Origin of the sequence: Dechloromonas agitata is5 (genome assembly GCF_000519045.1) — a bacterium.
GTDB classification, from domain to species: Bacteria; Pseudomonadota; Gammaproteobacteria; order Burkholderiales; family Rhodocyclaceae; genus Azonexus; species Azonexus agitatus.
On record NZ_KI912532.1, the window covers coordinates 1,843,271 to 1,857,993 of the forward strand.

Below are 14,723 nucleotides of genomic sequence, written 5' to 3' on the forward strand. Positions count from 1 at the left end.
CGAAAGGGAAATCATGCAAACCGAAGTCAAATCCACCTGTTGCTATTGCGGCGTCGGCTGCGGCGTCCTGATCCGTACCGAGGGCAGTCGTATTGTCGGGGTGCGGGGCGATCCGACGCATCCGGCCAACCGAGGCCGTCTGTGCACCAAGGGAGCGACGCTCGATCAGACCCTTCATCCGGCCAGTCGGCTGCATTACCCGGAGCAGCGTCCGGCACGAGGCCAGGCCGGCCAGCGCATCGGCTGGGATGAGGCACTGGATCAGGCCGCCGAGCGATTCGCCGCGACGATCAGGCAATATGGTCCGGATTCGGTGGCTTTCTATGTTTCTGGCCAGTTGTTGACAGAGGATTACTACGTCTTTAACAAACTGGCCAAGGGGCTGATCGGCACTAACAACATCGACACCAATTCACGGCTCTGCATGTCCTCGGCCGTCGCCGGCTACAAGCTCACCCTTGGGGTGGATGCACCGCCTTGCAGCTACGCGGATATCGGGCAAGCCAGAATGATTTTGATGGCCGGGGCAAACCCTGCCGTAGCGCACCCCATCGTCTTTCGCGCCATCGAGGACGCGAAGGCCGCCAATCCCGCGCTGAAGATCGTTGTGGTCGACCCGCGGCGCAGCGAGAGTGCGGAGATTGCCGACCTGCACCTGCCGATCCGGCCGGGTAGCGATATCGCCTTGTTCAACGGCATGCTGCACGTGCTGATCCGCGACGGCCTGGTCGACCGCGCCTATATCGCCCGCCACACCGCGGGATTCGACGAACTCACGGGGATCGTGGCAGGCTACACGCCGCAGGCCGTTGCCGAGCTATGTGGCGTGCCGGCCACGGACATCGAGCAGGCAGCCCGCTGGTTCGGGCAGGGGGGGGCAGCCTTGTCATTGTATTGCCAGGGGCTCAACCAATCGGCACACGGTACCCACAATAACGCGGCGCTGATTCACCTGCATCTGGCGACGGGTCAGATCGGCCGGCCGGGAGCCGGCCCCTTCTCGCTGACCGGCCAGCCGAATGCGATGGGAGGGCGCGAGGTCGGCGGCTTGTCCAACCTGCTGTCGGCCCACCGTGATCTGGCCAATCCGGCGCATCGGGCCGAAGTGGCTGCCCTGTGGGGCATCCCCGCCGTGCCGGAGAAACCGGGCAAGTCGGCCATCGACCTGTTCAAGGCGCTGAAGCGTGGCGAGGTCAAGGCGGTGTGGATCGCCTGCACCAACCCGGCGCAGTCGTTGCCCCATCAGGCGGCGGTGCGCGAAGCCTTGCAGACGGCGGAGTACGTGGTGTTGCAGGAAGCCTACGGCAACACCGATACGGCAGCCTATGCCGACCTGCTGCTACCGGCCAGCGCGTGGGGCGAGAAGCATGGCACGGTGACCAATTCCGAGCGGCGCATCACGCATGTGAACGGCGCGGTACCGCCGCCGGGCGAAGCGCGCCATGATTGGGCTATCGTCGTCGATTTCGCACGTCGTCTGGGACGCCGCCTCGGTGTCGATGGCGAACGCCTGTTTCCGTACGTCGACGCCGAGTCGATTTTCAACGAACACCGCGAGAGCACGCGCGGTCGCGATCTGGACATTACCGGCTTGAGCTATGCCCTGCTCGATGCCGCCGGCCCGCAGCAGTGGCCGTATCCGGAAGGGGCGAGCGGCGGCCAGGTGCGCCTCTATGGTGACGGCGTTTTCCCGACGGCTGACGGCAAGGCGCGTTTCGTTCCGGTACAGCACCTGAAGACGGCCGACCTGCCGGATGCCGCCCATCCGGTCAGCCTGCTCTCCGGCCGTATGCGCGACCACTGGCATGGCATGAGCCGGACCGGAACGGTGCCGCGCCTGTTCAATCTGGAAGACGAGCCGGTGCTCGCCATGCATCCTTGCGACATGCGTCACCGTGGCCTGAGCAGCGGCGATCTGGCCCAGGTCAGCAACGGGCGCGGTTTTACCGTCGTGCGTGTCGAGGAAAGGACGGGGCTGAAGAAGGGCAGGGCCTGGATGCCGATGCACTGGGGTAGCCAGTTCATGAATACGCCGGGCGTCAATGCCGTGGCCTGTGAAGCGACCGATCCCTACTCGAAACAGCCGGAACTGAAGCATGCGGCCGTGCAGATCGCCAAGGCCGATCTGCCCTATCCGATTGCCGTCGTGCGCCGTTGCGCCAGCCAGGCCGAGGCACTGGCGCTGCTGCAGTCCGTGCGACCGTTGTTGGGGCGTTATCCGTATGCGGCGCTCAGCCTCTACGGCCACCGGACGCCGCTCGTGGTGTTGCGGGCGGCGACAGCCGAGCCGATCGACGACGGGGCGATCGCCGGGCTGGATCAACTGTTCGGCATTGACCAGGCGGACGATGCGATGCTGTATGTCGATGTCTCGAAGCGCATCGCCAAGAAGGCGGTGGCGCGTGATGGGTGCCTGCAGGCTGTCCGCCTGTGTGGCGAGACGCTGGCCCAAAGCTGGCTGAAACAGGCGATGGCCGAAGACGAACTCGATGCCGGTTTACTGAGCATGGCCCTGGCGCCGACCCGCCGGGCACCGGTCCGCGTGGCGCCCCGCCATATCGTTTGCAAGTGCGCCGATGCCAGTGATGTGCAGATTCGCCAGGAACTGACTGCCGGCGCCGATTTTTCGATGCTGCAGGAAAAGCTGCGTTGTGGCACATTCTGCGGTTCCTGCGTGCCGGACATCCGCCGCATGGTGGCCGAACATCCCCCTGCCGAGGCGGTTGCTGCCTGACAAGACAAAGGAGACAAGGTGAGCTACGGACATTACATCAAGGAGATCGGGCGGGGCGCCCAAGGCGCCCGCGATCTCACCCAGGAAGACGCCCGCCAGCTCTATGCGGCGATGCTCGACGGTGGCGTACCGGATCTTGAACTGGGCGCCATCATCGTCGCCCTGCGCGTCAAGGGCGAGTCGCTCGACGAAATGCTCGGCTTCCTGGCGGCGACCGACGAACGCACACACCCGCTCGAAATGCCCCCGGGGCGCGGCCGGCCGGTCGTCCTGCCGACCTACAACGGAGCGCGCAAGGAAGCCAACCTGACGCCGCTGCTTGCCCTGCTGCTGCAGCGCTTTGGCGTGCCCGTCCTGGTCCATGGCCTGATCGAGGGCTACGGGCGGGTGACCTCGGCGCACATTTTTCGCGAACTGGGTGTGCTCCCCGTCGCCTCGCCCCATCAGGCGCAGGCAGCGCTCGACGACAAGGGGCTGGCCTTCATGCCCTTGAGCGCCCTCTGCCCCGGCATCCATAACCTGCTGTCGCTGCGCGCCCGGATGGGCGTCCGCAACAGCGCGCACAGCCTGGTCAAGCTGCTCGATCCCTTCCATGGCGATGCTGTCCTGGTCGCGCCGGCAACGCATCCGGACTTCATCGACCTGATGCGCAACATCATGCTGGTGCGCGGCCAGCACGGCCTGCTGCTGCGCGGCACCGAGGGCGAACCCTACGCCAATGCCAAGCGCCGGCCGCGCCTCGAGCATGTGCATGACGGGGTTGCCGAAGTGCTGTTCGAAGCCGAGCACGAAAGCCTGCGCACCTTGCCCAACCTGCCGGAAGCGGCCGATGCGGCGAGCACCGCACGCTGGATACGCCGCGTCCTCGACAAGCAGATTCCGCTGCCCACGCCCATCGCCAACCAGCTGGCCTGCCTGCTCTTCGCCTCGGGCTATGCGGCCGACCTGAACCAGGCCAAGGCCATCGTTGCGGTCGAGGCGACCGGCCTGCTGGTCGGCGGCAACTAAGCCGCACAGCCGCGACACGACGCAAAGGGCCAGAGGGCAAACCGGAGGACCGCCGCGCGGGGCAAAAACAGCCCGCTTGCCTGCTTGTCGGTGCAGCCCCCTTTGGCGTCCCTCCGCGCCCGCTGCCGGTGCGTTGAAATCGTTCGTTTGAGGCTGAGTTTCACCGGCCCAGCCAGTTTCTCTGCTTCCGCTTCCCGGCTCAAACCTGCACCGCCATAGCCCAGCATGCACCGCACTGGTGCGGCGAAGTCCGGGCAACGCCCGGGCGATGCGCTGCCGACCCCGATAAATCAAGGGTTTGGCGGGCTGGCACGCGGATTGCGATAACTCCCCCGAAGCAGCGAATCAACCGCCAACGGGGGCGGTCCGATGGCAACGACGCCATGCGCTGGAAACAATTTGCACCGCCAGGTGCGCGCAACGTTGGAGCCCAAACATGAGCAAACCCCGTCTCGTCCTGATCGGTAACGGCATGGCCGGTGTCCGTACCGTCGAAGAACTGCTGAAGATCAAGCCGGATCACTACGACATCACCATCTTCGGTGCCGAGCCGCACCCGAACTACAACCGCATCCTGCTTTCCCCGGTCCTGGCCGGCGAAATGCAGATCAAGGACATCATCCTCAACGAACTCGACTGGTACGCCGCCAACAACATCACGCTGCATACCGGTAAGGAGGTGGTCCGCATCGATCGCGTCAAGCGCAAGGTCATCGCCGCCGACGGCTTGGAGGTGCCCTACGACCGCCTGCTCATCGCCACCGGTTCGACCCCCTTCATGCTGCCCATCCCGGGCAATGATCTGCCCGGTGTCATCGGCTACCGCGATATCAAGGACACCGACGAGATGATCGCCACGGCGGCCAGGCACAAGCACGCGGTAGTCATCGGCGGCGGCCTGCTCGGCCTGGAGGCGGCCAACGGCCTCAAGCTGCGCGGCATGGATGTGACGGTGGTCCATCTCGGCCCGTGGTTGCTCGAACGCCAGCTCGACGAGGTGGCCGGCCAGATGCTGCAGAAATCGTTGGAGGACAAGGGCCTCAAGTTCCTGCTGTCTACCCAGACGGAAGCACTGATCCAGGGCGAGAGCGGTCGCGTCGCCGCGGTCCGCTTCAAGGGCGGCATGCAGATTCCGGCCGACCTGGTGGTGATGGCTGCCGGCATCCGCCCCAACTACGCACTGGCCGAGGCTGCGGGCATCTACTGCAACCGCGGCGTCGTGGTGAACGACACGATGCAGACCTACGATCCGAAAATCTATGCCGTCGGCGAATGCGTCAGCCACCGCGGCATCGCCTACGGCCTGGTCGCCCCGCTCTTCGAGCAGGCCAAGGTCGCCGCCAACCATCTGGCTGGCTACGGCATCGGCCGTTACACCGGCTCGGTGACCTCGACCAAACTCAAGGTCACCGGCATCGATCTCTTCTCGGCCGGCAATTTCATGGGCGGCGAGGGCACCGAGGAAATCGTCCTCAACGACCCCTACGGCGGCGTGTACAAGAAGCTGGTACTCAAGGAAAACAAGCTCGTCGGCGGCGTCATGTACGGCGATACGGCGGACGGCCCGTGGTACTTCCAGTTGCTCAAGGACCAGCGGGATATCCACGACATTCGCGATTCGCTGATTTTCGGCCAGAGCCTGGTCGGCGACGTCGGCCACGCCGGCAACAGCAAGGCGGCCGACATGCCGGATTCGGCCGAGGTCTGCGGTTGCAACGGCGTGACCAAGGGCTGCATCGTCAAGGCGATCAAGGAAAAGGGCCTCTTTACGCTGGACGAGGTCAAGAAACACACCAAGGCGGCTTCGTCCTGCGGCTCCTGCGCCGGCCTGGTCGAGCAGATCCTGGCGTCGACCATCGGCGGCGCCTACACGCCGGCGGCGCTCGACAGCAAGCCGGTTTGCGGCTGCACCGACCATTCGCACAAGGTGGTGCGCGAGGCGATCTTCAAGGAGCACCTGACCCGCAAGGAAGCGGTGTTCGAGATCCTCAACTGGAAGACGCCGAACGGCTGCGACAAGTGTCGCCCGGCCATCAATTACTACCTGATCTCGAGCTGGCCGCATGAGGCGAAGGACGATGCGCAGTCGCGCTTCATCAATGAGCGGGCCCACGCCAACATCCAGAAGGACGGCACCTACTCCGTCGTGCCGCGCATGTGGGGCGGCCTGACCACACCGGCCGAACTGCGCGCCATCGCCGATGCGGCCGAGAAATACAACGTGCCCACCGTCAAGGTGACCGGCGGCCAGCGGATCGACCTGCTCGGCGTCAAGAAGGAAGACCTGCCCGCCATGTGGGCCGACCTCAACGCCGCGGGGATGGTCTCCGGCCACGCCTACGGCAAGTCGATCCGCACCGTGAAAACCTGCGTCGGCGCCGAGCACTGCCGCTTCGGCACGCAATTGGCCATGGACATGGGCGTCAAGCTGGAGAAGATGTTGTTCGACATGTACGCCCCGCACAAGGTCAAGCTGGCCGTCTCCGGCTGCCCGCGCAACTGCGCCGAAGCCGGCATCAAGGACGTCGGCGTGATCGGCGTCGATTCCGGCTACGAGCTCTACATCGGCGGCAACGGCGGCATCAAGACCGAGGTCGCGCAGTTCCTGTGCAAGGTGAAGAGCGACGAGGAGGTCATGGAATATGCCGGCGCCTTCCTGCAGCTTTACCGCGAGGAGGGCTGGTACCTGGAGCGCACCTGCCACTACCTCGACCGTGTCGGTCTCGACTACGTCAAGGGCAGGATCCTGGAAGACGAGGAAGGGCGCAAGGCCTATTACTTCCGCCTGCTCGATTCGCTGAAGGACGCCAGGGACCCGTGGCAGACCTCGCGCGAGGCAGAACCGATCAAGCAATTCATCCCGATCAAGCTGGAAGCTTAAACAGCAGGGTGGGTTGCTCGCCATGCTTCGCTAGCAACCAACCCCTCACGACCAACAGCTAGCAACTAACGACTAGGTACTGAACCATGAACTGGAAACTGATCTGCAAACTCGACGACATCCCGCAACTTGGCTCCCGCGTCGTGCAGCGCGCTACGGGGGGCGACATCGCCGTCTTCCGCACTGCGGACGACGAGGTCTTCGCCATGCACGACAAGTGCCCGCACAAGGGCGGCCCGCTGTCGCAGGGCATCGTCCATGGCCGGCGCGTCACCTGCCCGCTGCACGGCTGGAACATCGGCCTCGACGACGGTCATGCCGTCGCACCGGATATTGGCCGCTGCGACACCTTCAAGGTCAAGGTCGAGCACGGCGACGTCTACCTGGCCGTTTGACGCCTGGCGGAAAGCAATGCGTCGGTTGTTCCGCCCTGCAGAGCAGGGCGGGGCCGCCCAAGGAACAATTCAATTCATCAAGGAAACCATCATGGCCTATCTTGCCCCTACCGAGTTCGTCACCAAGATGATCGACGCCGGCGAGTCGAAAATCTTCATGTCCACCCGCGATACCCTGATCCGTGCCTACATGGCCGGTGCCATCCTGTCGCTCGCCGCCGCCTTCGCGGTCACCGTCACCGTCCAGACCGGCCAGCCGCTGGTGGGCGCGATGCTTTTCCCGGTCGGCTTCATCCTCCTCTACCTGCTCGGCTTCGACCTCCTGACCGGGGTGTTTACGCTGTGCCCGCTGGCCTTGATCGACAAACGTCCGGGCGTGACGATGAACGGCATCCTGCGCAACTGGGGCCTGGTCTTCACCGGCAACTTCGCTGGTGCGCTGACCGTGGCGGTCATGATGGCCATCATCTGGACTTTCGGTTTTACCGAAGCGCCGAATGCCGTTGCCCAGAAGATCGGTACGATTGGCGAAGGCCGCACGGTCGGTTATTCGGCGCACGGCGCGGCCGGCATGCTGACGCTGTTCATCCGCGGCGTGCTGTGCAACTGGATGGTGTCGACCGGCGTCGTCTGCGCCATGATCTGCACCAACGTCACCGGCAAGGTCGTGGCCATGTGGATGCCGATCATGCTCTTCTTCTACATGGGTTTCGAGCACTCCATCGTCAACATGTTCCTGTTCCCGTCCGGCCTGATGCTCGGTGGCAACTTCACGATCATGGATTACCTGATCTGGAACGAGATTCCGACCGTGCTGGGTAATCTCGTCGGTGGCCTGCTCTTCGTCGGCCTGACGATGTATTCGACCCACGTGCGCACCGCACCGAAGCGCAAGCCGGCCTGATTTCGCCGGGCGACCCGGGCGGCCCGGCCGTTTGGCGAGGGCCGCCCGCATTGAATCCGCGCAGCCCACTCGATCTGCCATGGCACACCATCTGAACATCTCCCTCGGCCAGTATTCCGACAAGGGACGCAAGCCGTGTAATCAGGATTTTCACGGCGCCTGCCTGCCGCGCGAGCCGCAGCTCGGTGCCAAGGGCATCGCCGTGGCGCTGGCCGACGGCATCAGCAGCAGCGAGGTCAGCCAGGAGGCCGCCCAGTCGGCGGTGACCGGCTTTCTTGAGGATTACTACTGCACCTCGGACGCCTGGTCGGTCAAGAAATCCGGCGAGCATGTGCTGACGGCAGTCAACTCCTGGCTGCACGCCCAGACCCAGCAGAGCCAGCACCGCTACAACCGGGAGCGCGGCTACGTGTGCACCTTCAGCGCCCTGGTCATCAAGTCCACCACGGCACACCTGTTCCATGTCGGCGATGCCCGCATCTACCGGCTGCGCGGTGGTAGCCTGGAGCAACTGACCGAGGATCACCGGGTCCGCGTGTCGTCGCAGCAGAGCTACTTGGCGCGGGCATTGGGCATGGATCGCAAGGTGGAGATCGATTACCTGTCGTTGCAACTGGAAATCGGCGATCTCTTCCTGCTGGCGACCGATGGCGTCTATGAACATACCGACGCGCTGTGCGTCCGCTCGGCGCTCGACAGCGCGCCCGATCTCGATGCCGCGGCTCGGGCGATCGGCGAGCAGGCACTCCGCCGGGGCAGTGGCGACAACCTGACGGTGCAACTGGTGCGCATCGACGGCCTGGCCGCGCCGGAGGCCAACGAGGTTTATCGCCAGCTTTCCGAGCTGCCCTGCCCGCCACTGCTCGAAGCGCGCGACAGCTTCGACGGCTACCAGATCGTCCGCGTCATCAAGCGGGGCAGTCGCAGCCACATTTACCTGGCGGTCGATTCGGCGAGTGGCGAGCGGGTGGTGATCAAGGCCCCGTCGGTCGACATGCAGGCCAGCCCGGCAGCCCTCGAACGTTTCCTGCTGGAGGAGTGGATCGCCCGCCGCATCAACAGCCCGCACGTGCTGAAGCCCTGTTCGCAGACCCGGCAGCGCCACTACATCTACGTCGTCACCGAATACATTGAGGGACAGACCCTGGCCCAGTGGCTGATCGACAACCCGCGGCCCGACCTGCCCGTCGTGCGCGGCCTCCTCGAGCAGATCGCCAAGGGTCTGCAGGCCTTCCACCGGCTGGAGATGGTTTATCAGGACCTGAAGCCGGACAACATCATGATCGACGCCACGGGCACCGTGAAGATCATCGATTTCGGCGCCACCCGCGTCGCCGGCATCGAGGAAATCGCCTCGCCTATCGCCCAGATCAACCTGCTCGGCGCCGCCCTCTATGCTGCGCCGGAGTACTTCCTCGGCGAAGCGGGCAGCGCGCGTGCCGATCTCTATTCGCTCGGCGTCATCGCCTACCAGATGCTGTCCGGTGATTTTCCCTACGGCACCCAGGTGCCCAAGTCGCGTACCCGGGCAGCGCAGAAAAAACTGGCCTACAAGAGCGTGCTCCGCGAAGACCGCGAAATCCCCGCCTGGGTGGACGACGCCATCGCCAAGGCGGTACACCCCGATCCCTACCAGCGCTACGAGGAAATCTCGGAATTCATCTTCGACCTGCATCACCCGAACCAAGCCTTCCTCAGCAAGACCCGGCCGCCGCTGATCGAACGGCATCCGGTGCTGTTCTGGAAGAGCGTGTCGTTCGTGCTGTTGCTCCTGGTGATGGTGCTCGGCGTGGGGCGTTTTCACTGAATTGTGGTTCGTCCGCCAGAAGGAGCGCAGGCAAGGCGATTGAATCGGCGGGGGAAATGGGGGCTAGCGCAAGGCAGAGGCTGTGCGACGTATTCGGTCTGGCTTGTCCGGGATAGTGGATGCCGTAACAACCACGTCCGGAGGTAAGAGTGAATCGTCGAGAATTCTTGAAAAGGCTGGCGCTGTCGGCCGGGGCGTCCGTCGCGCTGCCGGCCGCAGCGGTTTGGGATAAGTTCGGTGTCGAGGCATTTCCGCTCAAGGCCCCGTCGTATGCCGGCCATCTCATGGTCAACGGAAGCGCTCCGGCGATTGGCATGGTGGCGGTGGGGAGTGGGGCATGCGGCATGTTGCGGAACTGGCCGGGGAATTCGCCTGCGCTTCAGCGCCGTGTGGCCATCGACACCAGCCCCTTCGTTCTCCATCGTACGCAGGCCGATCGTTCGGTCAGGGTGGGGCAGGCCGCTGAAAAAATTTCCGACCCCAAGACACTGCGCCTGCAGGCCAGGGCGGCGCAAGCAGAAATCCGTGATGCTCTGGCGGGACTCGATCTGATCTGGCTGCTCAGCAGCCAGGGGGGGAACGCCGGTACCGGGATTGCACCGATCGTGGCGGAGGTGGCCAGGGCGTTGGCTATTCCGGTGATCGCCGTGTCGGTGACCCCCTTTGCCTTTGAGGGCGAGCGAAGAAGTCAGGTCGCCCGCGCCGGGCTGAATGCCATCACGCGCCGCGTCATGGCCTCGATTGAACTGCCCAATGAAGCCTACGTCACGGACGATGACGATGAAACGCTCGAGACGGTATTGGGGCGAGTCACCAGCGATCTCGAGCAGCTCTATCGCGCGACGACCTTGGTACTCGGGCCGCAAGGCCTGATCGGTGTCGATTTGGCGGATGTCCGGGCCGTGACGGCGCGTGCTCAGGGGGCGCTGGCCGTCGGCCACGGTGCTGCCAGCGGACCGGAAGCCTTGCGTGCGGCCTGTTCTGCGGCAGCGAATCACCGCCTTCTCGGTGAGGATCGCCTGCTCCAGGCCAAAGGCGCATTCGTTGCGGTCGAGTTGAAGTCCGACCGGGGGGCCATGAGCAGCGTCGGCCAACTCATGCAGGCCATGGGCTTGGCGGTCAACGATCCCGCTGCCCTGTTGATCTACGGGCTGGCGGTCGAGCCCGATTTGCCGAGCGATGTCCGGATTTCCATCATGGCAGCACTGTGAATCCGACGGGAGGGTGTGCGACGTATTCTGACTCAATGGTTCGTAAGCTGTTAACATCCGATCAGCGATGAGCTTGCCATGTCCCGTCCAATCAAACTTTCCAAGTCCAGGCTGCTTGCTTTCCGGCAATGCCCGAAGCGTTTGTGGCTGCAGACTTATCGGCCAGAACTGGCTGAGCTCGATGCGACCGCGTCGGCCGTCATGGCGAGCGGTACGGCCGTTGGCGAAGTATTTCGCTCCCTGTACGGCAATGGGGTATTGATTGACGATGAAAGCCTTCGGGATGCGCTGGCGTCAACGCGCGAAGCGCTCATCAACGTACCTGATCGCCCGATTTTCGAAGCCACCTTTGAAGCCAACGATGTGCTGGTACGTGTCGACATGCTGGCCCCGAACCCGGATGGCTATCACCTGGTCGAAGTCAAATCCTCGACCAGCGTGAAGAACTACCACCTGGACGATGCGGCAATTCAAACCTGGGTTGCGCAAGCGGCCAGTATTGCGGTGACGCGAACGGCGATTGCCCACATTGATAACAGCTTCATCTATCCGGGGGAGCGCCAATATCAGGGCTTGTTTGTCGAGGAGAGCATCGATCAACAGGTCGCTGAGCGGCTACCGCAAATCATGCACTGGGTTCGCGATGCGCAGGCCATGGTGGCCGGTGACGAGCCGAGCATCGACACCGGCCACCAGTGCCACGAGCCATTTGCTTGCCCCTTCCTAGCCTACTGCGCTCCGCTGGTTGATGGCCCGGAATATCCGGTGGACATCCTGCCCAGGAGCCATCGGCTCGTTGCGGCGCTGAAGGCGGAAGGCTACGACGATCTTTGCAGCGTGCCGGATGATCGGCTGGAGCGCGCCATTCACCAGAAGGTGTGGCGCGTCACCCGGTCGGGGCAAGCCGAGTTGAGTGCGGCCGGGCGCCAGATAGCCCGCTCCCTGCCTTATCCACGGTATTACCTCGATTTCGAGACAATCAACTTTCCCGTTCCGCGCTGGGCGGGCACACGGCCTTATCAGCAGGTGCCGTTTCAGTTTTCCTGTCACATTGAACTGGCCCCCGGCATTGTCGCGCCAACCGGGTTCTTGAGCAGCGATGGACAAGACCCCCGTCGTCCGTTTGCCGAGGCGCTCATCAAGGCGGTCAATGCCACCGCATTCACCGAGCAGGGTGTGGATCTCGATCCGATGGGGCCGGTGCTGGTCTATAACGCATCCTTCGAGCGCAGCCGGATCAAGGAGCTAGCTGACTGCTTCCCCGACCTGGCTGAGCAACTCTTGGCGATCAACGCGCGGATGGTCGATCTGTTGCCGATTGCCCGCGAGCATTACTACCATCCGGAAATGCGCGGCTCCTGGTCGCTGAAAGCGGTATTGCCCACCATTGGGGCTGACCTCGGTTATGACGGCATGGCAGTCGCCAACGGCCGCATGGCTCAGGAAGCCTATCTGGAGATGATCGATCCGCAAACCCCGTTTGATCGACACTGTCAGTTGCGTGAATCGTTGTTTGATTACTGCACGATGGACACCTATGCCTTGCTGCAGCTGGTCGAATTTTTCGCGAAGGAAGCGTAATGCCCAAGGCGGCCCAACATCACGCACTGGCGCGACAGTGGCAGATTCTTCGCCTGTTGCCGACAAAACCCCCGGGTATGACCAGCCGGGAATTGGTCGATAAGCTGGAACGAGAGGGGTTCTCCGTCACGAAGCGCACCGTCGAGCGTGACCTGGCCGAGTTGTCGACCATTTTCGGCATTGCCTGCAACGATAAAGGCATGCCTTACGGCTGGCACTGGATGAAGGGCGAATATGCCGATCTGCCGGGCTTGAGTGTGTCGGATGCCCTATCGCTCAGGTTGGTGGAGGATTTGCTCAGGCCATTGCTGCCATCGGCCATCCTGGAATCACTGGAGGCGCGATTCGGCCAGGCGAAGGCCAAGCTCGCCGAGTTGTCAGCCGACAATCCCAATGCCCGGTGGGCGGACAAGGTGCGCTATGTATCGCCCACCCTGCCTTTTGTGCCACCGAAAATTGATCCGGCGGTGCTGGATGCCGTCCATGAGGCACTGCTGACCGAGCATCAGATCGCGGTTGAGTACCAAAAGGCATCCGGAGAACAGCAAACCTATCGGTTGCATCCGCTTGGTCTCGTTCAGCGGGGGCAAATCACCTACCTTGTCGCAACAGCCTACGAGTACGCGGATATGCGACTGTATGCGGTCCATCGAATAAAAAAAGTTGCCTGTTTGGCGGATGAAGCCATCCGACCGGCGCTTTTTTCGCTGGAGGAATACGCTTCGTCGGGTGCAATGGAGTTTGGCTCTCCTGGCCTGGTTGAGCTTGAGGCTTGGGTCAGTGACGATTTGGCGGGAGTGCTGCGGGAGACCCCGATCAGCGCCCAACAGGAATTAATTCCTGTGAAGGGGGGCTGTTTGCTGAGCGCGAAGGTTCAAAATAGTTGGCAATTGACTTGGTGGGTATTGAGCCAGGCCGAAAATATTCGCGTCATGCAGCCGGTGATACTGAAAACCGCCATTTCTGAACACCTTCGGAAAACAATCGAGCTATACCAATGACCTCATCGACAGCACATTTTTTGAGCACGATCTACGGCCAGGTGTCAGGTTTGCGACATGCCAGTGAGCAGTTTTCTGAGCAGCTTGCACCAGGTTTTAACGTGTTTCGTTTGCTATGGCCTTCAGAGCTGACCTTGTCCAATGTCTTGGCCGACTTGCTGTCGCCGCAAGGGAGCCATGGACAAAAGGCCGCATTCCTGGCCTTGTTTTTGAAGACTTTGGGCCTTGCGGATTCGTGGGCAATTCCCAGCGAGGCCAGGGTGGCGACCGAAGTGGCAACCCATGGCGGCCGAAGAATCGATATCCGCATTGATTTTGCGGATGGCGTGATTGGGATCGAAAACAAGCCTTGGGCCGCCGATCAGAAACTGCAAGTTGCGGATTACATTGCTGAACTCGAAGCGAAGCATCCACAAAACAGGCTGCTGATTTATTTGTCTTCCAATGGCGATGGCCCCGGCGAGGACAGCACCGGAAAAGCCCGGGACTTTGTCAAGGAGGGATCGCTGCGGGTTATCGGCTATGGGCAATTGCTTGCCTGGTTGGCATCTTGCAAGGGCGTCTGCCGGTCACTTCGGGTCATTGCCTTCCTGGATGAATTTTCCGACTACATTGCAAAAGAGTTTGAGGGAGTAAAGCAAATGCATGAGCGTGACATAGTGGTCAGCGAGGTAGTTAAAAATGCAGCCAATGTGGAAGCTGCCTTCTTGATCAGTGGGGCGCTGAATGATGTGAAAGCAAAGCTTCTCGCGATGTTATGGGCGCAACTAAGAGAAAAAATTTTGCAAAGCTACCCGACCTGGCAAATGGAAATCGACTTTACCCGCCCTGAAAGCTCCAAGTGGCAAGGGATAAACATTTCAGTGATGCCTGGTTGTCACTACCTGCTCCGCTTGGAGTTTGCCCAAGGGAATTGCAACGACTGCGCCATCGGTATTGCCAAGGCAAAAGGGAGTGACAAGCTAACCGGTCGACCCAAAGTGACAGAAGCGATGCTGGAAGCGTTTGCTGTGGGGCAAAGCGGAGAACCCCACTGGCCATGGTGGCGAAATTTTGATCCGGGTCGTTGGGGAGATAACGCGGATGTGTGGAGTAGCGTTCTGTCAGGGGCCCTCTCTCAAAAAATATTCTCCGAGTTTCAGGAAATCTACGTTGCGCTAGAGACGCGGGGGCTGCTTGCCGAATTGAACTGATTTTTACC

The 14,723-nt window shown here is 62.4% G+C and carries 10 protein-coding genes; all 10 read left to right on the forward strand.

Going from position 1 to position 14,723, the window contains the following annotated elements; translation table 11 throughout:
* Nucleotides 1-13: 13 nt before the first annotated feature.
* A complete protein-coding gene (locus K420_RS0109140) occupies nucleotides 14-2,734 on the forward strand; it encodes a nitrate reductase (protein ID WP_027457795.1) in 2,721 nt (906 codons plus the stop codon).
* Nucleotides 2,735-2,752: 18 nt separating this feature from the next.
* On the forward strand, nucleotides 2,753-3,742 hold the full coding sequence (gene ybiB / locus K420_RS0109145; protein ID WP_027457796.1) for a DNA-binding protein YbiB: 990 nt from the start codon (nucleotides 2,753-2,755) through the stop codon (nucleotides 3,740-3,742).
* Between the two features lie 436 nt (nucleotides 3,743-4,178).
* A complete protein-coding gene (nirB, locus tag K420_RS0109150) occupies nucleotides 4,179-6,623 on the forward strand; it encodes a nitrite reductase large subunit NirB (RefSeq protein ID WP_027457797.1) in 2,445 nt (814 codons plus the stop codon).
* An 86-nt stretch (nucleotides 6,624-6,709) separates the two neighbouring features.
* Complete coding sequence (gene nirD / locus K420_RS0109155) at nucleotides 6,710-7,018, forward strand: nitrite reductase small subunit NirD (protein ID WP_027457798.1); 309 nt, start codon at nucleotides 6,710-6,712, stop codon at nucleotides 7,016-7,018.
* Nucleotides 7,019-7,109: 91 nt separating this feature from the next.
* Nucleotides 7,110-7,922, forward strand: coding sequence for a formate/nitrite transporter family protein (locus K420_RS0109160; protein ID WP_027457799.1), 813 nt, complete (start codon nucleotides 7,110-7,112; stop codon nucleotides 7,920-7,922).
* Between the two features lie 79 nt (nucleotides 7,923-8,001).
* Nucleotides 8,002-9,729, forward strand: a complete 1,728-nt coding sequence (locus tag K420_RS0109165; protein ID WP_027457800.1) for a bifunctional protein-serine/threonine kinase/phosphatase — start codon at nucleotides 8,002-8,004, stop codon at nucleotides 9,727-9,729.
* Between the two features lie 149 nt (nucleotides 9,730-9,878).
* Complete coding sequence (locus K420_RS0109170; protein WP_157275047.1) at nucleotides 9,879-10,940, forward strand: FtsZ/tubulin family protein; 1,062 nt, start codon at nucleotides 9,879-9,881, stop codon at nucleotides 10,938-10,940.
* Nucleotides 10,941-11,018: 78 nt separating this feature from the next.
* A complete protein-coding gene (locus tag K420_RS0109175) occupies nucleotides 11,019-12,521 on the forward strand; it encodes a DUF2779 domain-containing protein (protein ID WP_027457802.1) in 1,503 nt (500 codons plus the stop codon).
* Nucleotides 12,521-13,522, forward strand: coding sequence for a helix-turn-helix transcriptional regulator (locus tag K420_RS0109180; RefSeq protein WP_027457803.1), 1,002 nt, complete (start codon nucleotides 12,521-12,523; stop codon nucleotides 13,520-13,522). Before K420_RS0109175 ends, K420_RS0109180 begins: the two co-directional genes overlap by 1 nt.
* A complete protein-coding gene (locus K420_RS0109185; protein WP_027457804.1) occupies nucleotides 13,519-14,715 on the forward strand; it encodes a PDDEXK-like family protein in 1,197 nt (398 codons plus the stop codon). The genes K420_RS0109180 and K420_RS0109185 overlap by 4 nt, the downstream gene beginning before the upstream one ends.
* Nucleotides 14,716-14,723: the final 8 nt, after the last annotated feature.

What these genes read in the sequence shown, in the direction of transcription:
- nirD (WP_027457798.1), top strand. Translation starts at nt 6,710, where the DNA reads ATGAACTGGAAACTGATCTGCAAACTCGACGACATCCCGCAACTTGGC.
- K420_RS0109165 (WP_027457800.1), top strand. Translation starts at nt 8,002, where the DNA reads ATGGCACACCATCTGAACATCTCCCTCGGCCAGTATTCCGACAAGGGA.
- K420_RS0109140 (WP_027457795.1), top strand. Translation starts at nt 14, where the DNA reads ATGCAAACCGAAGTCAAATCCACCTGTTGCTATTGCGGCGTCGGCTGC.
- K420_RS0109185 (WP_027457804.1), top strand. Translation starts at nt 13,519, where the DNA reads ATGACCTCATCGACAGCACATTTTTTGAGCACGATCTACGGCCAGGTG.
- nirB (WP_027457797.1), top strand. Translation starts at nt 4,179, where the DNA reads ATGAGCAAACCCCGTCTCGTCCTGATCGGTAACGGCATGGCCGGTGTC.
- K420_RS0109175 (WP_027457802.1), top strand. Translation starts at nt 11,019, where the DNA reads ATGTCCCGTCCAATCAAACTTTCCAAGTCCAGGCTGCTTGCTTTCCGG.
- K420_RS0109160 (WP_027457799.1), top strand. Translation starts at nt 7,110, where the DNA reads ATGGCCTATCTTGCCCCTACCGAGTTCGTCACCAAGATGATCGACGCC.
- K420_RS0109180 (WP_027457803.1), top strand. Translation starts at nt 12,521, where the DNA reads ATGCCCAAGGCGGCCCAACATCACGCACTGGCGCGACAGTGGCAGATT.